Source organism: Streptomyces sp. NPDC051921 (assembly GCF_040680975.1).
GTDB lineage: Bacteria > Actinomycetota > Actinomycetes > Streptomycetales > Streptomycetaceae > Streptomyces.
Genome location: NZ_JBFAXU010000018.1, coordinates 133201 through 155102, shown reverse-complemented (window position 1 = coordinate 155102; position 21902 = coordinate 133201). Strand labels below are relative to the sequence as shown.

The 21902-nt window shown below is 72.9% G+C and carries 19 protein-coding genes and 1 pseudogene; 11 read left to right on the top strand and 9 right to left on the bottom strand.

The genetic code is table 11. The annotated features are described in order from the left end of the window. Nucleotides 1-36 precede the first annotated feature (36 nt). The 6 genes from AB0M16_RS23905 to AB0M16_RS23880 form a co-directional block, all read right to left on the bottom strand. Entirely contained in the window at nucleotides 37-225 is a 189-nt protein-coding gene (locus AB0M16_RS23905; RefSeq protein WP_365346077.1) for a hypothetical protein, read from the bottom strand. 121 nt (nucleotides 226-346) lie between these two features. Further along, on the bottom strand, nucleotides 347-1294 hold the full coding sequence (locus tag AB0M16_RS23900; protein WP_365346075.1) for an alpha/beta hydrolase: 948 nt from the start codon (nucleotides 1292-1294) through the stop codon (nucleotides 347-349). Further along, nucleotides 1291-1785, bottom strand: a complete 495-nt coding sequence (locus AB0M16_RS23895; RefSeq protein ID WP_365346073.1) for a phage holin family protein — start codon at nucleotides 1783-1785, stop codon at nucleotides 1291-1293. The genes AB0M16_RS23900 and AB0M16_RS23895 overlap by 4 nt, the downstream gene beginning before the upstream one ends. 37 nt (nucleotides 1786-1822) lie before the next feature. Next, nucleotides 1823-3226, bottom strand: coding sequence for a Na+/H+ antiporter NhaA (gene nhaA / locus AB0M16_RS23890; protein ID WP_365346071.1), 1404 nt, complete (start codon nucleotides 3224-3226; stop codon nucleotides 1823-1825). A gap of 256 nt (nucleotides 3227-3482) precedes the next feature. Beyond that, the gene (gene acs, locus AB0M16_RS23885; RefSeq protein ID WP_365346069.1) at nucleotides 3483-5438 is read right to left on the bottom strand and encodes an acetate--CoA ligase; all 1956 of its coding nucleotides are present in this window, start codon (nucleotides 5436-5438) and stop codon (nucleotides 3483-3485) included. A gap of 193 nt (nucleotides 5439-5631) precedes the next feature. Beyond that, nucleotides 5632-8076 carry a SulP family inorganic anion transporter gene (locus tag AB0M16_RS23880; RefSeq protein ID WP_365346067.1) on the bottom strand — a complete coding sequence of 815 codons (2445 nt, stop codon included), beginning with the start codon at nucleotides 8074-8076 and terminating at the stop codon, nucleotides 5632-5634. A 278-nt stretch (nucleotides 8077-8354) separates the two neighbouring features. Here AB0M16_RS23880 and AB0M16_RS23875 point away from each other — a divergent pair, with 278 nt between their 5' ends. Further along, entirely contained in the window at nucleotides 8355-9680 is a 1326-nt protein-coding gene (locus AB0M16_RS23875) for a hypothetical protein (protein ID WP_365346065.1), read from the top strand. Nucleotides 9681-9851: 171 nt separating this feature from the next. Here AB0M16_RS23875 and AB0M16_RS23870 read toward each other — a convergent pair whose 3' ends face one another. Further along, the gene (locus tag AB0M16_RS23870) at nucleotides 9852-10838 is read right to left on the bottom strand and encodes an ATP-binding protein (protein ID WP_365346063.1); all 987 of its coding nucleotides are present in this window, start codon (nucleotides 10836-10838) and stop codon (nucleotides 9852-9854) included. 103 nt (nucleotides 10839-10941) lie between these two features. On the opposite strand from AB0M16_RS23870, the gene AB0M16_RS23865 reads away from it, so the two are divergent. Next, entirely contained in the window at nucleotides 10942-11760 is an 819-nt protein-coding gene (locus AB0M16_RS23865) for an oxidoreductase (RefSeq protein WP_365346061.1), read from the top strand. Nucleotides 11761-12101: 341 nt separating this feature from the next. On the opposite strand, the gene AB0M16_RS23860 is transcribed toward AB0M16_RS23865, so the two are convergent. Continuing rightward, the gene (locus AB0M16_RS23860) at nucleotides 12102-12956 is read right to left on the bottom strand and encodes an HAD-IB family hydrolase (RefSeq protein WP_365346059.1); all 855 of its coding nucleotides are present in this window, start codon (nucleotides 12954-12956) and stop codon (nucleotides 12102-12104) included. A 481-nt stretch (nucleotides 12957-13437) separates the two neighbouring features. Here AB0M16_RS23860 and ssd point away from each other — a divergent pair, with 481 nt between their 5' ends. The 7 genes and pseudogenes from ssd to AB0M16_RS23825 form a co-directional block, all read left to right on the top strand. Then, complete coding sequence (ssd, locus tag AB0M16_RS23855; protein ID WP_365346160.1) at nucleotides 13438-14544, top strand: septum site-determining protein Ssd; 1107 nt, start codon at nucleotides 13438-13440, stop codon at nucleotides 14542-14544. Then, a complete protein-coding gene (locus AB0M16_RS23850) occupies nucleotides 14541-15692 on the top strand; it encodes a TadA family conjugal transfer-associated ATPase (protein ID WP_365346057.1) in 1152 nt (383 codons plus the stop codon). Before ssd ends, AB0M16_RS23850 begins: the two co-directional genes overlap by 4 nt. A 5-nt stretch (nucleotides 15693-15697) precedes the next feature. Then, nucleotides 15698-16558 (top strand): type II secretion system F family protein, encoded by an 861-nt coding sequence (locus AB0M16_RS23845; RefSeq protein WP_365346158.1) that lies wholly within the window; start codon nucleotides 15698-15700, stop codon nucleotides 16556-16558. A gap of 2 nt (nucleotides 16559-16560) precedes the next feature. Next, entirely contained in the window at nucleotides 16561-17310 is a 750-nt protein-coding gene (locus AB0M16_RS23840; protein ID WP_365346156.1) for a type II secretion system F family protein, read from the top strand. A gap of 48 nt (nucleotides 17311-17358) precedes the next feature. Next, nucleotides 17359-17556 (top strand): DUF4244 domain-containing protein, encoded by a 198-nt coding sequence (locus AB0M16_RS23835; protein ID WP_365346154.1) that lies wholly within the window; start codon nucleotides 17359-17361, stop codon nucleotides 17554-17556. Continuing rightward, nucleotides 17543-17899 (top strand): TadE family type IV pilus minor pilin, encoded by a 357-nt coding sequence (locus AB0M16_RS23830; protein WP_365346055.1) that lies wholly within the window; start codon nucleotides 17543-17545, stop codon nucleotides 17897-17899. Before AB0M16_RS23835 ends, AB0M16_RS23830 begins: the two co-directional genes overlap by 14 nt. Beyond that, a pseudogene (locus AB0M16_RS23825) lies at nucleotides 17896-18165 on the top strand (Rv3654c family TadE-like protein); the annotation flags it as partial. The gene AB0M16_RS23830 and the pseudogene AB0M16_RS23825, both read left to right, overlap by 4 nt. A 40-nt stretch (nucleotides 18166-18205) precedes the next feature. Here AB0M16_RS23825 and AB0M16_RS23820 read toward each other — a convergent pair. Then, the gene (locus AB0M16_RS23820) at nucleotides 18206-20773 is read right to left on the bottom strand and encodes a DEAD/DEAH box helicase (protein ID WP_365346053.1); all 2568 of its coding nucleotides are present in this window, start codon (nucleotides 20771-20773) and stop codon (nucleotides 18206-18208) included. A gap of 79 nt (nucleotides 20774-20852) precedes the next feature. Between AB0M16_RS23820 and AB0M16_RS23815 the strand changes: the two genes are divergently transcribed. Beyond that, a complete protein-coding gene (locus AB0M16_RS23815) occupies nucleotides 20853-21206 on the top strand; it encodes an STAS domain-containing protein (protein ID WP_265865258.1) in 354 nt (117 codons plus the stop codon). A gap of 56 nt (nucleotides 21207-21262) precedes the next feature. Then, on the top strand, nucleotides 21263-21721 hold the full coding sequence (locus AB0M16_RS23810; protein ID WP_365346051.1) for an ATP-binding protein: 459 nt from the start codon (nucleotides 21263-21265) through the stop codon (nucleotides 21719-21721). Nucleotides 21722-21902: the final 181 nt, after the last annotated feature.

The following is a 21902-nucleotide window of genomic DNA, read 5'->3' as shown; positions in this document are numbered from 1 at the left end:
GGGCCCTGGCGGCGGTCGTGGAGGGGCCTCCCGCGGCTACGTACGGGCGTGACGCAGCCGGGCGGATACCCAGCGGGCCCGGCGGCGGAGGATCCGCGAGATCCCCACGTCCCGCGCGGGGTGCGGGTGTCCCTGGTCCTGCGTGCTCCCCCGGTCCGGGGATCCGGATCCGCCGATCGAGCGGCGGTCGTGTGCCGTGTCACCGTAGTCGTGCGTCCAGCCCATACCCGGACGTCTGCCCGGGGCCCAAGGTCGGTAACCGCCCGGGGGCCCGCCAATTGGCGTATGCGCGAGGCACATGGCAGTTCGACGCACGCCCGTGCGGCGGCCGCGTGGCAGGCGCGTGTCAGCGGTCCGGCTCGGGGTCCTTCAGCCAGTTGACGAGCTCCGAGGTGAACGCGGCCGGGTCCTCCTCGTGCGGGAAGTGCCCCAGCCCGTCGAAGAGCCGCCAGCGGTACGGGGCCTCCACGAACTGCCCGGAGCCCGCCGCGCTGCGGGTCCGCATCACCGGGTCGAGCGAGCCGTGCAGATGCAGCGTCGGCACCTGTACCGGCCGCTTCATGCGCCGGTTGAACTGGATGCCGTCCGGCCGGGCCAGCGACCGCACCATCCACCGGTACGGCTCGATCGAGCAGTGCGCCGTCGACGGGATGCACATGGCCCGCCGGTAGACGCCGAGCGCGTTGTCGTCGGTCGCCGACCGGAGGTTCGGCCCCGACCAGTCCTGGATCAGCCTGCCCACCAGTGCCGCCTCGTCCGCGACGAGCTGACGCTCCGGCAGCCACGGGCGCTGGAAGCCCCACACGTACGAGCCGGCCCGCGACTGGGCGAAGTCGGAGAGCATCGCCGAGCGCCAGCGGCGCGGGTGCGGCATCGAGGAGACGACGAGTCGGCGCACCAGCTTCGGGCGCATCACGGCCGCCGTCCACGCCAGATAGCCGCCGAGGTCGTGGCCGACGAGCGCCGCGTCCGGCTCGCCGAGCGAGCGGACCACACCCGTGATGTCGAGGGCCAGGTTGGCCGGGTCGTAACCGCGCGGCGTGCGGTCGCTGCCGCCCACGCCGCGCAGGTCCATGGCCACGGCCCGGAAGCCGGCCTCCGCCAGGGCGGGCAGCTGGTGCCGCCAGGTCCACCAGAACTGCGGGAAGCCGTGCAGCAGCAGCACCAGCGGTCCGTCGCCCATCTCGGCGATGTGGAAGCGGGCACCGTTGGCCGCCACGTCGCGGTGGGTCCACGGTCCGTCGATGCGGATCGGGCTCGCGCTGTTGGCGCTGCTGCTCTCAGGGACGGTCATACAGACGAGCGTCCCACAGACGCGGCCTTGTCCAGGGCGACCGGGGTCGCGTCGGCCGCCGGGCGCGGGTGCGGCTTGACGTTCTGCATGATCGCCGCGGTCTGCTTCGCGGAGGCGATCGACTTCTCCGGCTTCTTCAGCTTGCGGAACTTCGCGTAGGCGAGGAGGCCGAACAGCCCGGCGATCAGCACGTTCGCCGTGAACGAGAGCAGGAAGCACCAGACCATGTTCCAGCCGCCGTTGCCGTTGTGGCCGCCGGTCCACGTGTTGATGGCGTAGGCGAGCGCGAAGCTCAGCAGCGGCAGCGAGAACAGCAGCACCACGCCGGCGGCGATGCCGGCGGCGCTGCCGATCGCACCACGCTTCACGTCCTGCCGGATCTCGGCCTTCGCCAAGGCGATCTCGTCGTGCACCAGGGCGGACATCTCGGCGGTCGCCGAGGCGACCAGCTGGCCGAGGCTGCGCTCGGTTCCGTCGAACGGGTCGCTCATCGCTGCTCCCTCTCCTCCTGTACGGTCCGACCTCAGATCATGCCGGACGGTCGGCCTCGTCGCGCGATGCCCCCGCCAGTTCGGCGCGCTTCCGGTGCTCGGCGGCCTTGGCTTCGTAGATCTCGGCCATCCTCAGGTGGTACTCCGGGTTGTGCTCCTCGTAGACGTCGGGGATGCCGTCGTGGTCCTCGTCGCGCTCCTCCTCGACGACCAGCGCCTGGTACTTGCGGACCCGCAGTTTCAGCAGCACCGAGGCGAGGACGGCGGCTATCAGGGAGCCGATGAGGACGGAGGCCTTCACCTCGTCGGTGAGGACGGGGTCGTCCGTGAAGGCGAGCTCGCCGATGAGCAGCGACACGGTGAAGCCGATGCCGGCGAGCGAGGCGACGGCGAAGACGTCCGGCCAGGCCAGGTCGGGGTTGAGCGAGGCCCTGGTGAATCGGGCGGCGAGCCAGGTGCCGCCGAAGATGCCGACCGCCTTGCCGACCACGAGTCCGAGCACCACACCGAGGGTGACGGGCTGCGTGAAGACGTCGGTGATGGCCCCACCGGACACCGTGACCCCGGCGGAGAAGAGGGCGAAGAGCGGCACGGCCAGACCCGCGGAGATCGGGCGCACCAGGTGCTCGATGTGCTCGCCGGGGGAGTGCTGCTCGCCCTCCCGGGTGGTGCAGCGCAGCATCAGGCCCATGGCGACGCCGGCGATGGTGGCGTGGACGCCGCTGTTGTACATCAGACCCCAGATGACCAGGGCGAGCGGGACGTACACGTACCAGCCGCGCACGCCCTTGCGCAGCAGCAGCCAGAAGAGGGCGAGTCCGGCGAAGGCGCCGCCGAGGGCGGCGAAGTTCAGGTCGCCGGTGAAGAAGATCGCGATGATAAGGATCGCGAACAGGTCGTCGACGACGGCGAGCGTGAGCAGGAAGGCCCGCAGCGCGGACGGCAGCGAGGTGCCGATCACGGCGAGGACGGCGAGCGCGAAGGCGATGTCGGTGGCCGTGGGCACGGCCCAGCCGTCGAGGCTGCCGCCGCCGGCGACGTTCACCAGCGTGTAGACGACGGCGGGCACGGCCATGCCGCATATCGCGGCGATGACGGGCAGGGCGGCGGCCTTGGGGTCGCGCAGCTCACCCGCGACGAGCTCGCGCTTGAGCTCGATCCCGGCGACGAAGAAGAAGATCGCGAGCAGCCCGTCGGCGGCCCAGTGCTGGATGGACAGGTCGAGCCCGAGGGCGGCCGGACCGATGTGGAAGTCCGAGACGGTCGCGTAGCTGTCCTTGAGGGGCGTGTTGGCCCAGACGAGCGCGACGACGGCGGCGACCAGGAGCAGCACGCCACCGACGGTCTCGGTGCGCAGCGCGTCGGCGACGTACCGGCGCTCGGGCAGCGAGAGTCGACCGAGGAACTTGCGGTCGGTGGGGGCGGGCGTGGTCGCGGGCACGAGGACCTCCGGTCGGTGGGCAGCACAGAGCACATGCCGACCAGACTTCCCGGCGCACCTAGGTGTTCTTGTCGCGTCACTGACGCGATCCTTACTTTACCTAAAGATGCTCGGTGGTGTCCGGTGATCTTCACTTTAGGTGCATAGGCGGACACCAGCACCCCCTGTGGACAACGGCCTGTGGACAACCCTGGGGCACAGCGCGAAGGCGCCCGCCCCCACGTCGGGGACGGGCGCCTCGGTGCCGTGACGAGGCTCAGTCCTCGCTGCCCGCCGCCGGCAGCTTCGTCTGGATGAGGTCCATCACCGACGAGTCGGTCAGCGTGGTGACGTCACCCAGCTCCCGGTTCTCGGCGACGTCCCGCAGCAGGCGCCGCATGATCTTGCCCGAGCGGGTCTTCGGCAGCTCGGCCACCGGCAGGATCCGCTTCGGCTTGGCGATCGGGCCGAGGGTCGCGCCGACGTGGTTGCGCAGCTCGGCGACGAGCCCCTCGTCCTCGCTGGCCGTGCCGCGCAGGATCACGAAGGCGACGATCGCCTGGCCGGTGGTCTCGTCGGCGGCGCCGACGACGGCCGCCTCGGCGACGGACGGGTGGGAGACCAGCGCGGACTCGACCTCGGTGGTGGAGATGTTGTGGCCCGAGACGAGCATGACGTCGTCGACGCGGCCGAGCAGCCAGATGTCGCCGTCGTCGTCCCGCTTGGCACCGTCGCCCGCGAAGTACTTGCCCTCGAAGCGCGACCAGTAGGTGTCGATGAAGCGCTGGTCGTCGCCCCAGATGGTGCGGAGCATGGACGGCCACGGCTCGGTGAGGACCAGGTAGCCGCCGCCCCCGTTCGGGACCTCGGTCGCCTCGTCGTCGACGACGGTGGCGGAGATTCCGGGCAGCGGGCGCTGCGCCGAGCCGGGCTTGGTCTCGGTGACGCCGGGCAGCGGCGAGATCATCATCGCGCCGGTCTCGGTCTGCCACCAGGTGTCCACGATGGGGCACTTGTCGGCACCGATGTGCTTGCGGTACCAGACCCAGGCCTCGGGGTTGATCGGCTCGCCGACCGAGCCGAGGACGCGCAGCGACGACAGGTCGAACTTGGCGGGGATGTCGTCGCCCCACTTCATGAAGGTGCGGATCGCGGTCGGCGCCGTGTAGAGGATGGTGACGCCGTACTTCTGCACGATCTCCCAGAACCGGCCCTGGTGCGGGGTGTCCGGGGTGCCCTCGTACATGACCTGGGTGGCGCCGTTGGCCAGCGGCCCGTAGACGATGTACGAGTGGCCGGTGACCCAGCCGATGTCGGCGGTGCACCAGTAGACGTCGGTCTCCGGCTTGAGGTCGAAGACGGCGTGGTGGGTGTACGCGGCCTGCGTCAGGTAGCCGCCGGAGGTGTGCAGGATGCCCTTCGGCTTACCGGTCGTGCCGGAGGTGTAGAGGATGAAGAGCGGGTGCTCCGCCTCGAAGGCCTCCGGGGTGTGCTCGGCGGACTGGCGGGCGACGATGTCGTCCCACCAGACGTCGCGGCCCTCGGTGAAGGCGGTGTCCTGGCCGGTGCGGCGGACCACGAGGACGTGCTCGACCTGCGGGCAGCGGGACACGGCCTCGTCGATGGCCGGCTTGAGCGCGGACGGCTTGCCGCGGCGGTAGCCGCCGTCGGCGGTGACGACCAGCTTGGCGTCGGCGTCCTGGATGCGGGAGGCGACGGCGTCGGCCGAGAAGCCGCCGAAGACCACGGAGTGGGCTGCGCCGATGCGGGCGCAGGCCAGCATGGTGATGGCCGCCTCGGGGATCATGGGCAGGTAGACGGCGACGCGGTCGCCCTTGCGGACGCCCAGCTCGGTCAGGGCGTTGGCGGCCCGGGAGACCTCGTCCTTGAGCTCGGCGTAGGTGAGGGAGCGGCTGTCGCCGGGCTCGCCCTCGAAGTGGATGGCGACCCGGTCACCGTTGCCGGCCTCGACGTGCCGGTCGACGCAGTTGTATGCGACGTTCAGCTCGCCGTCGGCGAACCACTTGGCGAACGGCGGGTTCGACCAGTCGAGGGTCTCGGTCGGCTCGGTGGCCCAGGTGAGCCGCTTGGCCTGCTCGGCCCAGAAACCCAGCCTGTCCGCCTTGGCCTGCTCGTACGCCTCCGCCGTCACGTTGGCGTTCGCGGCCAGCTCCGCGGGCGGCGCGAAGCGGCGCTCTTCCTTGAGCAGATTGGCCAAGGATTCGTTGCTCACGACATCTCCCTTTCCCAGGGCGTCCTATGTGCCTGTGTGTCCCGCCTCATAGCTCATCAGGCGGATGCCCGGGTGACAAGAGCCTCCCGGCAATTGGTTTAGACCTGTGAGGGTATGCGGGGGTGGCCGCCGCCCCCCGAGCGGAAGGGGGCGGCGGCCACACACACTGGCACGGACGAACGGAACGGAAGGTTCAGGACGCGCGGGCGATCTCCCTCGCCTCCGTCCCGGACTCCGTCCGCCCCGACGCGGGCGGCACGTGGTTGAAGACGTCGTCGTAGCTGTGCACCTCGTCCGTGCCGGCCAGCAGATAGGCCTGGGCCTCGCCCACGTGGAAGTACATCCCGTGCAGCGTCAGCGTGCCTTCGGCGAGCCGCCGCGCCACCGGCTCGTACGCCCGCAGGTGCTCCAGCTGCTGCACCACATTGGTCAGGCACAGCTGCTCGACCGCGTCCGCGGGCAGCCGCCCGGAGATCCTGGCCCAGGCGTGCCGACGGCTCGCCATCCGCGCCAGGCTCGGCCTGCCGTGCCGCAGCCAGCGCCGCAGCGGGCTGGGCGGATCGTCCGGGCCGCTGTTCAGCAGGGCCTGCATCGCGCCGCAGCCGGAGTGGCCGCAGACCGTGATCGACTCGACCCGCAGCACTTCCACCGCGTACTCGATGGCCGCGGCCACCGAATCGTCCCCGCTCTCCTCGCCGGGCAGCGGGACCAGATTGCCCACGTTGCGCACGGTGAAGAGGTCGCCCGGGCCGCTCGACGTGATCATGCTGGTGACCAGCCGGGAGTCGGCACAGGTCAGGAAGAGCTGCGAGGGTCGCTGCCCCTCCCGCGCGAGGCGCGCCAGCTCGTCCCGCACCAGCGGTGCCGTGTCCCGCTGGAAGGCGCCGATGCCGCTCGCCAACCGGTGCCCGGTGGCCGCCGTCTCGTCGGCGCCGGCAGCCTCGTCCGGGCCGGCGGCGCCGTCGGCGGACCGCTGCTCTCCGCACTGGTGGTTGCGCCACGGCGTCCACGGGCGGCAGCAAGGGTGCCTGCCGGACTCCGACCCGGCTCCGTCGCCGGACGCGTCCGGCGCGGTGAGGGCCTGGCTTGGGTCGGCGAGCCGACCGCCGGAGGGGCCGGTCGTCTCCACCGCGCCGCCACGGGCCAGATGCGCGGTCTGCCAGTCGTGCAGTGCCTCGTACGCCGCGTGGTCCATGAAGGAGCCGTCCAGCTCCACCACCACGTCGGCGCCCGAGGGGATCTGGTGCAGGGCCCGGCTCAGCCGGGGCACCGCGAGGAAGGTCAACTGACCTCGGATGCGCACCAGATGGCGTCCGTCCGTCTCTTCCCGGGTGATCCGGGTGCGGGCCAGGCGGTGCAGCGCGACGGCGACCGCCACCGCGATCCCGACGGCCACGCCCTCCAGGATGCCGACGAACACCACACCCGCCAGCGTCACGATGTACACCAGGACTTCACGGTGACGGGTGACGGTGCGGATGTGCGTGATGCTGACCATCTGGATGCCGACGACCATGACGAGGGCGGCGAGCGCGGACAGCGGGATGAGGTCGAGGGCCGGGGCGAGCAGCAGCGCCGCGAGCACGATCCACACGCCGTGCAGTATCGACGAGTTCCGGCTGACGGCCCCCGCCGAGACGTTCGCGACGCTGCGCACCGCGACTCCGGCCACGGGCAGGCCGCCGAGCGCCCCGGACACCATGTTCGCCGCGCCCTGGCCCGCGAGTTCGCGGTCGAGCCGCGAGCGGGGGGCGGCGGACACTCCGGTGTCGGCGGCGCGCTTCGCCACCAGCTTGTCGACGGCGACGGCGGACAGCAGCGACTGCACGCTGGTCACCAGCGTGATGGTGAGCACCCCGGCCGCGATCCCGAGGAGCGGCCCCTCAGGAAGCCCGGGCAGCGCGTGGCTGCTCCACGAGGGCAGGTCGACCCGCGGCACGCCGAGCCCGGCGAGCGTCGCGACGCCCGTGGCGGCGGCCACCGCGACGAGCGCGGCGGGCACCGCGCGCAGCTTCCGTCCCGTACGGCCGGGCAGACGCGGCCAGAGCAGGAGCAGGCCGATGGTGAGGGCGCTCACGACGAGCGCGGCGGCGGAGGTGTGCGCCAGCTGGGCGGGCAGGCCGAGGACGTTGTCGACGGCGGAGCTCTGCGGATTGCCGCCGAGCACGATGTGCAGCTGGGCGAGGGCGATGGTGACGCCGATGCCCGCGAGCATGCCGTGCACGATGGCGGGGGAGACGGCCAGGGCGGAGCGGGCCACTCTGAGGGCTGCCAGGCCGAGTTGGGCGAGGCCGGCGAGGACCGTGATGGCGCACGTGGTGCGCCAGCCGTAGCGCTGGATCAACTCGGCGGTGACCACGGTCAGTCCGGCGGCGGGGCCGCTGACCTGGAGCGGGGAGCCGCCGAGGCGCCCGGCGACGATGCCGCCGACGGCGGCGGCCACCAGGCCGGCCTGGAGCGGCGCGCCGGTGGCGAGGGCGATGCCGAGGGAGAGCGGCAGCGCGATCAGGAAGACGGCGACGGACGCGGACAGGTCCGCGCCGGCGATGCGGAAGCGGCGGCGTGGGCCGTCCGGCGGACTGTGCGGCCGCTGGATGCGGGGCCGGGTGGTGGTGCGGTCAGGGGTGCAAAGGGTCATGTTCCCGTCTCCTCCGGGGCAGCGCGGTCGCGGCTCGTGCGGGGTGCAGCGGCGGGTCCATCGATGAACAGGGGGCAGTTCCGAGGCAACGCTCGGTAAATGGATGGTAATGGAGAGTAAAGAGTGCGGCATTATTTTCGGGGCAAACGGGGCAAGGATTCACCGGTTCCGGTGACAGAACGTAGCCGTGCCGCTTGTCGTTGACGCTCTTCGGCCGTCCTGGTGCGAGGTTGACGCCGCTTGTACGGAAATCCGAGAAGCGGAAAAGAGGTGGGCGGATGTCAGTCGCCGGGAGCAGCGCCGGGAGAAGGAACACTGTCCGGAAGAGGGTGCTCGCCGTCGGTGCCCTCGCCATCGCACTGACGTCCGGCCTGGCCGGCTGCTCGGGCTCCGGAGGTCCGGGCTCCGGCGGTTCGGGCCCCGCGGGGGCGCGGGGCGACACGGGCGCCAAGAAGGCCCCGGCCGCGGCCCCGCAGAACGCGGTGCGGCTGATCGGCGACGGCTCCACCGCCTTCACCGGCGCCCAGCCCCACCAGCCGGTCTGGCGGAAGCTGGCCCCCGGTCAGCAGCCGCCGCAGTTCGTGGTGTTCTCCTGGGACGGCGCGGGCGAGGACAGCCAGAAGCTCTTCTCGCACTTCCGCAAGGTCGGCAAGCGTTACGGCGCGACGATGACGTACTTCCTCAGCGGCGTGTACCTCCTGCCGGAGGACAAGCGCGAGCTCTACGACCCGCCGCAGCACTCCCCGGGCCGCTCCGACATCGGCTTCAACGACGTCCAGGGCATCCGCGACACCGTGCGTGAACTGCGCGGCGCGTGGGAGGAGGGCAACGAGGTCGGCACACACTTCAACGGGCACTTCTGCGGCAGCGACGGGGGTGTGGGCACCTGGTCGGTCGACGAGTGGAAGAGCGAGATCAACCAGGCCAAGTCCTTCGTCAAGAACTGGAAGACCAACGCCGGCCTGAAGGACGAGAAGCCGCTCCCGTTCGACTACGACAAGGAGCTGGTCGGCGCCCGGACGCCGTGCCTGGAGGGCCGCAAGAACTTCGTCCGGGCGGCCTCGCAGATGGGCTTCCGCTACGACACGAGCGGCGTCAACGACCAGATCTGGCCCAAGAAGGACGAGGGCCTGTGGGACCTGTCGATGCAGCTCGTCCCGGTCCCCGGCCGCGCCTTCCAGACCCTCTCGATGGACTACAACTTCCTCGTGAACCAGTCGGGCACGACGAAGGGCAACCCGTCGATGCACGAGTACTGGGGCAACCAGATGCGCGACGGCCTCGTGCAGGCCTTCGAGCGCTCGTACCGGGGAAACCGCGCGCCGCTGATCATCGGCAACCACTTCGAGTCCTGGAACGGCGGCACGTACATGCGCGCCATCGAGGAGACGATCGCCAAGGTCTGCGTCCAGAAGGACGTCGAGTGCGTCTCCTTCCGTCAGCTCGCCGACTGGCTCGACGCCCAGGACCCGGCCGTCGTCGCCAAGCTCCGCACCCTGAAGGTCGGCGAGGCCCCGCCGGCCGGCTGGAAGTCCTTCCTGGCCGCCCAGCCGGCCGTTCCGGCCGGCGCCCCCGCGGCGGCCAAGCCCGCCCCCCAGCACTGAACCGTCCCCACGGCTCCGCGTTCGTCGAGGGTGAACCCGGGGTCGACCTGCGCCGCCAGGTCGGCCCCCGGCCCCGGCTTCTTCGCCCTCCTCGCGCCGTTCGGCGCCGGGGCGCCTGCCCGGCTTCGGGGTGCTGCGCCGGACTCCGCCCGGCGGTGGAGGGCGTGGGTGTCAGCTGGGCTGGGGGACGGCCAGTCGTTCGTCGAGGGTGAACCCGGGGTCGACCTGCGCCGCCAGGTCGGCCCCCGTTTTGGCGTTGCCCCAGCTCTCGGCGTTCTTCAGGTGGAAGTGGACCATCTGGCGCGTGTAGCGCTCCCAGTCGCGGTGGGCGTACGAGTCGTCCGCCGCGTTCTGGAGGGACTGGAGGGCCGTGCGGTTGGCGGCCTCCAGGAGCTCGAATCGGGGAGGGCGGCCCTTCTCCATGGCGCGGACCCAGTCGGAGTGGCCGACCGTCACCAGGAGGTCGTCGCCGACCTCGGCGCGCAGGAAGTCGATGTCGTCCGCGCCCTGCACCTTGTTGCCGACGACCTTCAGGGCGACCCCGAAGTCCCTCGCGTACTCCTTGTACTGGCGGTAGACGGACACGCCCTTGCGGGTCGGCTCGGCGACCAGGAAGGTCATGTCGAAGCGGGTGAACATGCCGGAGGCGAAGGAGTCGGAGCCGGCCGTCATGTCGACGACCACGTACTCGTCCGGCCCGTCCACCAGGTGGTTCAGGCACAGCTCCACCGCGCCGACCTTCGAGTGGTAGCAGGCCACGCCGAGGTCCGACTCCATGAACGGGCCCGTCGCCATCAGCCGGATCGTGCCATCGTCGAGCGGCACGGGCCGGGCGCAGGCCTCGTAGACCGGGTTGTCCTCGCGGACCCGGAGCAGCCGCGAACCCTCCCCTGGCGGCGTCGTCTTGATCATCGTGTCCGCGGAGGCGATCCGCGGGTTGGAGCCCCGCAGGTACTCCTTGATCAGCGGCAGGTGCGCGCCCATCGCGGGCAGCGCCCCCGCTTCCTCGTCGGAGAGGCCGAGCGCGGCTCCGAGGTGCTGGTTGATGTCGGCGTCGACCGCGACGACCGGGGCTCCGGCGGCGGCGAGGTGTCGGATGAAGAGCGAGGACAGCGTCGTCTTGCCACTGCCGCCCTTCCCCACGAAAGCGATCTTCATGTTCACCTAGCGTAGTGGCATGCTCGCGCCTCGTGGTCAAGGTGCGTGAAGAAGACCACTCCAAGGTGGGGCGCGGCCCCCCGGGCGCGTAGCCTCCCTACTTATGAGTACGCACGCCTCTGACCCCCTGGCCGCCCTCGGCTCCCTGCCGGGCGTCGCCGACTCGGTGGACTCCGTACGCAAGGCCGTCGACCGGGTCTACGGCCACCGTGTGATGCGCCGCCGCAGCAACGAGATCACCTCCGAGGCGGCGCTGCGCGGGGCGCGTGCCTCGGCCGCGCTCTCGGGCGCCGACTGGGCCCTGGAGGAGGTCCGCCGGCGTACCGACTTCAGCGCGGACGTCGAGGCTCGCACGGTCGGCGCGGCCCTGCGGCTGAGCGCCGAGTGCGGCCAGCTGCTCTCCATCTGGCGCCAGTCGCCGCTGCGGGTGCTCGCCCGGCTGCACCTGGTCGCCGAGGGCGAGCCGCGTGACTCGACGGGCCGTCCGCGCCACGCGGGCGAGCCGGTGGACGAGCCGCTGATCGAGGCGCCGCTGCCGGACCCGGCGGAGGTCTCCGGCCGGCTCGACGGACTCGCCGACCTGATCATCGCCGGCAGCGGCGCCCCCGCCCTGGTCGCGGCCGCCGTCGTGCACGGCGAGCTGCTCGCCCTGCGCCCCTTCACCTCGCACAACGGCCTGGTCGCGCGCGCCGCGGAGCGGATCGTGCTGATCGGCAGCGGCCTCGACCCGAAGGCGATCTGCCCGGCCGAGGTCGGGCACGCGGAGCTGGGCCGGGCGGCCTATCTGGCGGCCTTCGACGGGTACCTGTCGGGGACTCCGGAGGGCATGGGCGCCTGGATCGCGCACTGCGGGCGCGCGGTGGAGCTCGGGGTGCGGGAGTCGACGGCCGTGTGTGAGGCGCTGCAGCGCGGCGCGGCCTGAGCGGGCCCCGGACACGGGTTGCGGCGGTACCAGACTTCGGTACCGCCGCTGGCACGTCTACCCAGTTACCAAGCGTCCTCGATATGTGCCCATCAGGCGGGGAACTTTGCCCTACGCCTGGTGCGGCTGGCCCTTAATCGAAGGGTCGACGTCGCGTGGGTGCCAGGTTTCTGTGCGTCAGGTCCGTGGGGCCGTTCTGCTCAACAGGTGATCCTCTCGGATGTCCTAGGTCTCGCGGGCCTGATTCCTTTCTACTCCTGTCCGGATCGAAGCGAAAGTCCTGGATCCGCTTCTTTACTTTCACCCCAAATCCGGGCAAAGCGATCGGCAAGAGTGCGGACTCAGGCGGTCCGCGCGGCCCGCGTCAGGGCCGCCTGCCTGCGGCGGCTGGCGTACCAGACGAGCCCCGCGGTGGCCGCCGCGGCTCCCACGGCCGCCGCGGCGACGAGGGCGGGCCGAGGCGGCATCCGGAACTCCGGCAGGCGCTGCTTGAGCCGGACCGGCCGGTCGAAGACGAGGATCGGCCAGTCCCGGGCGGCCGCCTCGCGGCGCAGGGACCGGTCGGGGTTCACGGCGTACGGATGGCCCACGGCCTCCAGCATCGGCAGATCGGTCGCCGAGTCGCTGTAGGCGTAGCAGCGCGACAGGTCGTACCCCTCGGACTCCGCGAGCTCGCGGACCGCCTCCGCCTTGGTCGGCCCGTACGCGTAGTACTCCACCTCGCCCGTGAAGCAGCCGTCCTCGCCGACCACCATCCGCGTGGCGACCACCCGGTCGGCGCCGAGCATCTCTCCGATCGGCCCGACCACCTCGGCCCCGGAGGTCGAGACGATCACCACGTCCCGGCCGGCGGCGTGGTGGTCCTCGATGAGAGAGGCCGCCTCGTCGTAGATGATCGGGTCGATCAGGTCGTGCAGGGTCTCCGCGACGAGCTCCTTGACCTGTGCCACGTTCCAGCCTTTGCAGAGCGCGGAAAGATATTCGCGCATCCGCTCCATCTGGTCGTGATCGGCTCCGCCGACCAGGAACACGAACTGGATGTAGGCCGTCCGCAACGCGGCACGGCGACTGATCAGTCCGCCCCGGTAGAAGGACTTGCTGAAGGTCAGCGTCGAGGACTTCGCAATGACCGTCTTGTCCAGGTCAAAGAAGGCGGCTGCGCGCGGCATCGAGTGGTTTTCCACGAGCCCGAGCATAGGTGCCCGCCATTCGGCGTACGCTGGGGCGCGTGGGTTTGCCTGAGAAGGCTCTCGGGTACACCATGGAAGTCACGGATCGTTCGCGACCGTGCTAACCCGGACCGGCTCCTCCCCCCCCGAGTCGGCCGGAGAGACGACCCCCGCTCTCCCCCCCGGCGGGGGTCGTCGCATGTCCGGACACGTTTTGGTCCGTGATTCCACCATCTCCACCCCTCCTCCCGGCCCGCACGCCGACGGCGCCCGGACGGCCGCGAGACTTCCCGATTCGTCACTCAGAGTAGTCGACGGAGTGCTCTCCGAGCAGTACCGGTTCGGGTGGCGGAGTTATTCACAAGCGCGGGGTTATCCACAGTTTTTGAGCAAGATCCACAAGATTTCCGAGATGGCTGCACGGTGATTCCGGTCGCGAAGTTCGCGGACCGCAGGAATCACGTGAGGGGTGTGTGCCGTGGAGGGATCGAAGGCTTCCGGAACGCCGGTGCGCGGTGGGTCCGCCGTACGCCCGGGCGCGGACGGCGAAGGGGTGCGGCCGGCCAGGCCGCTGATCGTCACCGAGGACCTCGCGCTCCTCGACGACATGCTGCGGCTGTGCGCCGCCGCGGGCGCCGAGCCCGAGGTGCACCACACCGTGCCCGAGCGCCGGGCGGGCTGGACCGACCCGCCGCTCGTCCTCGTCGGCGACGACGCGGCGGCCCGCTGCCGCGGCGCCACTCGCCGGCCGGGCGTGCTGCTCGTCGGCCGGGAGCGCGACGACCCGGCCGTGTGGCGGCGTGCCGTGGAGAGCGGGGCGGAGGACGTCCTGCTCCTGCCCGGCGCCGAGGGCCGTCTCGTCGACCTGATCGCCGACGCCGTCGAAGGGGGCGGCCGGCAGGCGCCGACCGTCGGAGTCATCGGCGGCCGCGGCGGCGCCGGGGCCTCGACCCTCGCCTGCGCCCTGGCGCTCGCCGCCGCGCGGGCCGGGCAGCGCACGCTCCTCGTCGACGCCGACCCGCTCGGCGGCGGACTCGACGTCCTGCTCGGCGGGGAGCGCGTCGAAGGCCGGCGATGGCCCGACTTCGCCGCCTCGAAGGGACGTGTCGCGGGCGGGGCCCTGGAGGAGTCACTGCCCTCCGTGCGCGGCGTGCGCGTGCTCAGCTGGGATCGGGGCGACCCGGTCCTCGTGCCGCCCGAAGCCATGCGCTCGATGCTCGCCGCGGCCCGCCGACGCGGTGGAGTGGTCGTCGTCGACCTGCCCCGACGGGTCGACGACGCCGTCACCGAGGCCCTCGCCCAGCTCGACCTGGGACTGCTGCTCGTTCCCGGCGAGCTGCGCGCCGTCACCGCCGCCCACCGGGTGGCCACGGCGGTCGGCCCGGTCCTGCGCGATCTGCGGGCGGTCGTGCGCGGCCCCTACGCACCCGGGCTGGACGAGGCCTGGATCGCCGACGCCCTGCGGCTGCCGCTCGCCGGTGAACTCCCCGACGACCCGGGGCTCTCGGCGGCCGGCGAGGGCGGCCCGCCACCCGGCGCCGACACCCGTGGAGGGCTCGCCCGCTTCTGCGCCGCGTTCTGGCAGCGTGTGCTCGTGCCGGAGAGCGCGGCATGAGCGGGGCGGGGCTGCTCGAAGCCGTACGGCAGCGGCTCGCGGAGAGCGGCGCCGAACCGACCCCGGCACGCGTCGCGGCCGCGCTGCGGGCCCAGGGCCGGCTGTTGGGGGACGCCGAAGTGCTCGGTGCCGCCGAGGAGCTGCGGAGCGAGCTGGTCGGCACGGGGCCGCTGGAACCGCTGCTCGCCGACCCCCGGGTCACCGACGTCCTGGTCTCCGCGCCCGATCGCGTCTGGGTGGACCGCGGCACGGGACTCGAACCGACCGGGGTGACCTTTCCGGACGCGGCGGCGGTACGGCGACTGGCGCAACGACTCGCGGCCGTGGCAGGGCGGCGCCTCGACGACGCCCGGCCCTGGGTGGACGCCCGGCTTCCGGACGGCACCCGGATGCACGCGGTCCTGCCGCCGGTCGCGGTCGGCTCGACCTGTCTGTCGCTGCGGGTGGTGCGGCCCAGGGCCTTCTCCGTGGGGGAACTGACCGAGGCGGGCACCGTCCCGCCGGGCGGCGAGCCGGTGCTGCGGGCGCTCGTCGAGGCCCGTGTCTCGTTCCTGGTCAGCGGCGGCACCGGATCGGGCAAGACGACCCTGCTGTCCACCCTGTTGGGCCTGGTGGGCCCGCGGGAGCGGATCGTGATCGCCGAGGACTCGGCCGAACTGCGTCCCGACCACCCGCACGTGGTGCGCCTGGAGGCGCGCCCGCCCAACCAGGAGGGTGCCGGGCTCGTGACCCTGCGGGACCTGGTGCGGCAGGCGCTGCGGATGCGGCCGGACCGGCTCGTGGTCGGTGAGGTCCGCGGGCCCGAGGCGGTCGACCTCCTGGCCGCCCTGAACACGGGTCACGAAGGGGGCTGCGGGACTCTCCACGCCAACACGGCGGCCGACGTGCCTGCCCGCCTGGAAGCCCTGGGCACCGCCGCGGGGCTCGACCGGGCCGCGCTGCACAGCCAGTTGGGTGCCGGACTGTCGGCGGTCCTCCATTTGGTGCGCGACCGCTCGGGGCGCCGCCGGATCGCCGAGGTGCACGTCCTCGAACGGGACCGGGACGGGCTGGTGGTGACGGTGCCCGCGCTGCGCTGGGCCGCCTGCGGGTTCGAGCGGGAGCGGGGCTGGCAGCGGCTGGGGTCCCTGATCGGAGGGGAGCGGTGACGGCGGTGACGGTGCCGGGCGGCCTTCCGGCACAGGGCGCGGCGGTGCTGTGCGTGGTGCTCGCGCTGTGGTGGGCGGCCGAACGGGAGCGTGCGCTCCGCAGGGCCCGGGCGGTCCTGGCGCTGCCCGGTGGCCCGGAGGCGCCCTGGGCGGCGGCCGTCGCCCGCTGGTGGAGCGCGGTGCACGGGCGGCGGGAGTGGCTGTGCCTGCCGATGGCGGCGGCGGTCTCGCTCCTCGGCGCCTCACCCCTGCCACTGCTCGCGGGGGCGGTGGCGGTGCCGCTGGTGGGACGCGGACTGAGGAGGTCCGAGGCGAGGCGCGATCGGGAGGCGCGGTCCGACGGGGTGCTGGCGCTGTGCGGGGCGGTCGCGGGAGAGCTGAGAGCCGGCTGGCAGCCCGCCCAGGCGCTGGCGTTCGCGGCGCGGACGACGGGCGCGCTCGGCGACCAGGAGGCCGCGGTCCTCGCGGCGGCCCGGTTCGGCGGGCACGTCCCGGCGGCGCTGCGACGGGCGTCGCGGCAGGACGGGGCCGACGGCCTGGCCGGGATGGCCGCCTGCTGGCAGGTCGCCGTCGACGGCGGCGCGGGTCTCGCCGCCGGCCTCGACCGGCTGGAGGCCGCGCTGCGGGCGCACAGGGACCAGCGGGAGCGGCTGCGGGCCCAACTGGCCGGGGCCTGGGCGACGGTGGCGGTCCTCGCGGTGCTGCCGGTCGCCGGGCTCGGCCTCGGCGCCGCCCTGGGCGCCCGCCCGCTGCGGGTGCTGCTCCACACCCCCGCCGGCCTGGTCTGCCTGGCCATCGGCGCGGTCCTGGAGGCGGTCGGACTGTGGTGGGCGGCGCGGATCGTGCGGGGAGGTGAGCGGCCGTGACGGTGCTCCTCGCGGCGCTCTGCGGCCTCGCGGCGGTGGGCGGTGCGCTCGCCGACCGCCGCCGCGCCCGGCGGGCCCGGCGGAGGATCACCGGACTGTTCGCCGTGGCGCCGATCGCCCGGGCCCGGAGGCCGGTGATCCCGGCCCGCTTGCGGGGCTGGGGAGTGCCGTGTGCGCTCGGTCTCGCCGGCTACGCGCTGATCGGCGGGTTCCTCGGACTTCTGGCGGGTGTCGCCGCCGCCTGGGGCCTGCGGCGTTGGCGGGCACGGCGCTCGCGCGAGGAGGCCCCGGGTGCTGTCGACGACGCGGAGACGGCACGTCAGCTGCCGCTCGCAGCGGACCTGTTGGCGGCCTGCGCCTCGGCGGGAGCCGGACCCGGGGAGTCCGCCGAGGCGGTGGGCAGGTCGCTCGGCGGGCCGATCGGGGAGCGGCTGATCCGGACGGCGGCCGAGCTGCGGCTCGGGGGCGAACCGGCCGAGGTGTGGCGGAGGTTCGGGGACATACCCGGCGCCGAGGGACTGGCCCGCTGCCTGGAGCGCGCGGCCTCCTCCGGAGCGCCTGCGGCCGAGGCCGTGGCGCGGCACGCGGAGGCCCTCCGGGCGGCCCGCGCCCGCGCGGCGGCGGCCCGGGCCCAGCGGGCCGAGGTGCTGATCACCGCGCCGGTCGGCCTGTGCTTCCTGCCGGCCTTCCTGGCGGTGGGGGTGGCCCCGGTGGTGATCGGCCTGGCGAGCGGACTGCTCGCCGGCACATGAACACGAACGAAGCGACACCGACGACACGAGGAGTGTGGAATGAAGGTCATGCGGCGCATGCGCGCCTGGTGGGCGGTCCGGAAGGCGGCGGCCGGACGGGACGCGGGAATGAGCACGACGGAGTACGCGATGGGCACGATCGCCGCCGCGGCCTTCGCGGCCGTGCTCTACAAGGTCCTCACCAGCGGCGCGGTCTCCAAGGCCCTGGAATCGGTGATCGGGAAGGCCCTCGATGCGCCGTTCTGACCGGGGCTCGGTGACCGCGGAGGCGGCGGTCGCGCTGCCGGCCCTGGTCCTGTTCACGGCGGCCCTGCTGTGGGCGCTGGCCGCGGCCGCCGCGCAGATCCGGTGCGTCGACGCGGCCAGGGCGGGAGCGCGGGCGGTCGCCCGCTCGGAGCCGGTCGCGGCCGCCGAGGCCGCCGCGAGAGCCGCCGCGCCCGAGGCCGCCCGGGTCAGCGTCGTACGGGAGGGCGAGCTGTGGCGGGTGACGGTGGAAGCGACGGCGCCCGGTCCGGGCGGCCTGGGACTGACGCTCCGGGCAGGGGCCGCGGCGCTCGCCGAGGACACGGTGGGGGAGGCGGTGTCATGAGACGGGGCCGGGCCGACCGCGGAGTGGCGACGGTGTGGACCGCGTTCGTGGCGTGCGCCCTCTGCGTGGTGTTCGCCGCGGTCCTCGCGCTCGGACAGGCGGTCACCGCCAGGCACCGGGCGGGCGGCGCGGCCGACCTGGCCGCCCTCGCCGCCGCCGACCGGGCCCTGTGGGGCGAGACGGACGCCTGCGCCGCCGCCACTCGCGTGGCGACCGCCCAGGGCGCGGCCCTGACGCGCTGCCTTGTCCGCGAGGACGTCGCGGACGTCAGCGCGAGCGTGTCCCTCGGCCCGTGGACCACTGAGGTCAGGTCGAGAGCCGGCCCTCCGGCCCCGTGGGCGATTCCGGATCCGCAGGGCCTTCCGGGGCCGCCGCGCCCTGACGCTCCGTCGGCGGATCCGGCTCCCCCTCCTCCGCAGGCCCCTCGTCCGGAGCCTCTCGGAGGAGTTCGGTGAGCAGACGGACGGCACCGCGCTTGTGGAGCGGGTCGTTGCCGTTGCCGCACTTGGGGGACTGGATGCAGGAGGGGCAGCCGGAGTCGCACTCGCAGGACGCGATGGCCTCGCGGGTGGCGGTGAGCCAGGAGCGGGCGGTGTGGAAGGCGCGCTCGGCGAAGCCGGCGCCGCCGGGGTGCCCGTCGTAGACGAAGACGGTCGGCAGCAGCGTGTCGGGGTGCAGCGGGACGGAGACGCCGCCGATGTCCCAGCGGTCACAGGTGGCGAACAGCGGCAGCATGCCGATGGAGGCGTGCTCGGCGGCGTGCAGGGCTCCGCCGAGGATCTCCGGGTTGATCCGGGCGGCGTCCAGCTGGTCCTCGGTGACCGTCCACCACACGGCCCGGGTGCGCAGGGTGCGGGGCGGCAGGTCGAGCTTGGTCTCGCCGAGCACCTCGCCGGTGATCAGGCGGCGGCGGAGGAAGGAGACGACCTGGTTGGTGACCTCGACGGAGCCGTAGCAGAGGCGGCCGGCTCCCCAGGGGATCTCGGTGTCGGTGGACAGGACGGAGATGGCGGTGGTGTCGCGGGCGGTGGTCGAGTAAGGAGGGTTCGCCTGCTCGACGAGGGCCACGGAGTCCTTCAGGTCGAGTTCGCGGACCAGATAGGTGCGGCCCTGGTGGAGGTGGACGGCGCCCTCGTGGACGGCGGTGTGCGAGGCGGCCTCGTCGACCGTGCCGAGCAGTCTGCCGGTGCCGGCCTCGACGATCCGGACCGGACTGCCGCCGCCGCCCCGGATGTCCGTGAGGTCGGCGGCCCGCTCCCGGCGGGTCCAGTACCAGCCGGTGGAACGGCGGCGCAGCAGCCCGGCGGATTCCAGCTGGGGCAGCAGGTCGGGCACGGCCGGGCCGAAGAGCGCCAGGTCGGCCTCGGTCAGCGGCAGCTCAGAGGCCGCCGCGCACAGATGGGGGGCGAGGACGTAAGGATTGTCGGGATCGAGGACGGTCGACTCGACCGGCTGGCGGAAGATCGCCTCCGGGTGGTGGACCAGGAAGGTGTCCAGGGGGTCGTCCCGGGCGACGAGGACCGCGAGCGCGCCCTCACCCGAGCGGCCTGCGCGGCCCGCCTGCTGCCACAGGGAGGCACGTGTACCCGGATAGCCGGCGATCACCACGGCGTCCAGGCCCGACACGTCCACGCCCAGCTCCAGGGCGGTCGTGGCGGCCAGGCCGAGGAGCTCGCCGGAGTGCAGGGCCTGCTCCAGGGCGCGCCGCTCCTCGGGTAGATAGCCACCCCGGTAGGCGGCCACGCGGCGGGCGAGCGAGCGGTCCACCTCGGCGAGGCGTTCCTGGGCGATCACCGAGATCAGCTCGGCGCCGCGCCGGGAGCGCACGAAGGCGACCGAGCGGACGCCCTGCACCGTCAGGTCGGTCAGCAGGTCGGCCGTCTCGGCGGTGGCGGTGCGGCGGACCGGGGCGCCCTGCTCGCCGTGCAGCTCGGTCAGCGGCGGCTCCCAGAGAGCGAAGACCAGCTCGCCGCGCGGAGAGGCGTCGTCGGAGACCTCCGTGACGGGCAGGCCGGTGAGGCGGCCGGCGGCGAGGGCGGGCTCCGCGGAGGTGGCCGAGGCGAGGAGGAAGACGGGCTCGGATCCGTACCGGGCGCAGACACGGCGCAGCCGGCGCAGCACCTGGGCGACGTGCGAGCCGAAGACGCCCCGGTACGTGTGGCACTCGTCGACGACGACGTAGCGCAGGGAGCGCAGGAAGGAGGCCCAGCGGGGGTGGGACGGGAGTATGCCCCGGTGCAGCATGTCGGGATTGGTGAGCACGTAGTTCGCGTACTGGCGGACCCACTCGCGCTCCTCGACCGGGGTGTCGCCGTCGTAGACGGCGGGCCGGATCCGGTTGCCGAGCGGGGCGGCCAGCTCGCGCACGGCGCGCCGCTGGTCGGCGGCGAGCGCCTTGGTGGGGGCCAGGTACAGGGCGGTGGCGCCGCGCCCGTTCGGGGCCTCGGCGCCGTCCAGGAGGGTCGTGAGGACGGGAGTGAGATAGGCGAGCGACTTGCCCGAGGCGGTGCCCGTGGCGATCACCACCGAGGTGCCGTCCAGTGCGTGCTCGGCGGCTTCGGCCTGGTGGGCCCAAGGGTGCTCGATCCCGGCCTGCTGGATGGCGGCGATCACCTCCGCGCGGATGCGGTGCGGCCAGACGGCATGGCGGCCCGCGCGGGCGGGCAGATGCTCCGTATGAGTGATGCGCGCGGCCCGGCTCTCGCCTCTGGAGAGCCGGTCGAGGACCTCGTCGGGAGAGGGGCGGTAGCCCGTTTCTCCGGCGGGTCGGCTGGGGCGGTGATTCTCGGCCATCGGCACCGAGTGTGTCACCGGCGTGACGGACAATGCTCCCAAGGCGTCGTGCATGGCTGCCGGTAAGTGATTGAATGCCATCGCGGCCGGCGTTCCGTCCCGTGGCTCCGCCCGGGAGACCCGAGGGACGGCCGCTCGATAGCTAGGTGCTGGAGGACCCGTGGACCTGTCTCTGTCGACTCGCACTGTGCCCGGCCCCAATGGCGACCGTACGGTCGTCGAGGTCGGTGGCGAGATTGATGTGTATACCGCGCCCAAGCTGCGCGAGCAGTTGGTCGAGTTGGTGAACGACGGCAGCTACCACCTGGTTGTCGACATGGAAGGCGTGGACTTCCTCGACTCGACCGGTCTCGGCGTGCTTGTGGGCGGCCTGAAGCGCGTGCGCGCGCATGAGGGATCGCTGCGCCTGGTCTGCAACCAGGAGCGCATTCTCAAGATTTTCCGGATCACCGGGCTCACCAAGGTGTTCCCGATCCACACGTCGGTCGAAGAGGCCATCAACGCCGCCGACTGAGGTCACGCGCAGCCGCCGCTTCGCGCAGCAGTCGCCGAGAATCCCAGGGGGATCACATGGCCACCGTTGAACTCCTCTTCAGCGCCCAGCCCGAGCACGTCCGCACGGCCCGCCTCGTGGCCGCTGCGGTCGCTCGCCGGGCCGGGGTCGACGAGGCGGTCCTCGACGAGGTCCGGCTCGCTGTCGGCGAGGCCTGTACCCGTGCGGTCGGACTGCATCGGAGCAACGGGGTCACCACTCCCGTCCGGGTCGTGCTGACCGAGGAGGAGAAGATCTTCTCCATCGAGGTCGGCGACGAGGTACCGGGCGCGGGCGTGGCGGCCGCCGACGCCGTCGGCGTGCCCGGCGCTCGGGACGCGGCACCGGCCGAGGACTACGACGACGCGGACGGCGAGGACGAGATGGGGCTCGCGGTGATCCGCGGCCTCGTCGACGACGTCGAGGTGAGCGCCGGCGAGGACGGCGGCACCATCCGGATGAGCTGGCCGGCCAACCCGGACGCCCCACTCGCCTGACGACACGGTGGCCCCGCCACCCGAACGGCCCAGTCGCTTTAAAGCCAGAGAAGAGGCCCTGCCACGCAGGGCCTCTTCTCTGTTTCCCAGGATCCGGACGGAGCACTGGCGGATCCCCCGGACGGCTGCGAATGCTTTCGTCCCATTACCGCATTCGGCGGTACTTGTGAGGTATTCGGGA

What these genes read in the sequence shown, in the direction of transcription:
- AB0M16_RS23905 (WP_365346077.1), bottom strand. Translation starts at nt 225, where the DNA reads ATGGGCTGGACGCACGACTACGGTGACACGGCACACGACCGCCGCTCG.
- AB0M16_RS23900 (WP_365346075.1), bottom strand. Translation starts at nt 1,294, where the DNA reads ATGACCGTCCCTGAGAGCAGCAGCGCCAACAGCGCGAGCCCGATCCGC.
- AB0M16_RS23895 (WP_365346073.1), bottom strand. Translation starts at nt 1,785, where the DNA reads ATGAGCGACCCGTTCGACGGAACCGAGCGCAGCCTCGGCCAGCTGGTC.
- AB0M16_RS23880 (WP_365346067.1), bottom strand. Translation starts at nt 8,076, where the DNA reads ATGACCCTTTGCACCCCTGACCGCACCACCACCCGGCCCCGCATCCAG.
- AB0M16_RS23875 (WP_365346065.1), top strand. Translation starts at nt 8,355, where the DNA reads ATGTCAGTCGCCGGGAGCAGCGCCGGGAGAAGGAACACTGTCCGGAAG.
- AB0M16_RS23870 (WP_365346063.1), bottom strand. Translation starts at nt 10,838, where the DNA reads ATGAAGATCGCTTTCGTGGGGAAGGGCGGCAGTGGCAAGACGACGCTG.
- AB0M16_RS23865 (WP_365346061.1), top strand. Translation starts at nt 10,942, where the DNA reads ATGAGTACGCACGCCTCTGACCCCCTGGCCGCCCTCGGCTCCCTGCCG.
- AB0M16_RS23860 (WP_365346059.1), bottom strand. Translation starts at nt 12,956, where the DNA reads ATGCTCGGGCTCGTGGAAAACCACTCGATGCCGCGCGCAGCCGCCTTC.
- AB0M16_RS23850 (WP_365346057.1), top strand. Translation starts at nt 14,541, where the DNA reads ATGAGCGGGGCGGGGCTGCTCGAAGCCGTACGGCAGCGGCTCGCGGAG.
- AB0M16_RS23835 (WP_365346154.1), top strand. Translation starts at nt 17,359, where the DNA reads ATGCGGCGCATGCGCGCCTGGTGGGCGGTCCGGAAGGCGGCGGCCGGA.
- AB0M16_RS23830 (WP_365346055.1), top strand. Translation starts at nt 17,543, where the DNA reads ATGCGCCGTTCTGACCGGGGCTCGGTGACCGCGGAGGCGGCGGTCGCG.
- AB0M16_RS23820 (WP_365346053.1), bottom strand. Translation starts at nt 20,773, where the DNA reads ATGGCATTCAATCACTTACCGGCAGCCATGCACGACGCCTTGGGAGCA.
- AB0M16_RS23810 (WP_365346051.1), top strand. Translation starts at nt 21,263, where the DNA reads ATGGCCACCGTTGAACTCCTCTTCAGCGCCCAGCCCGAGCACGTCCGC.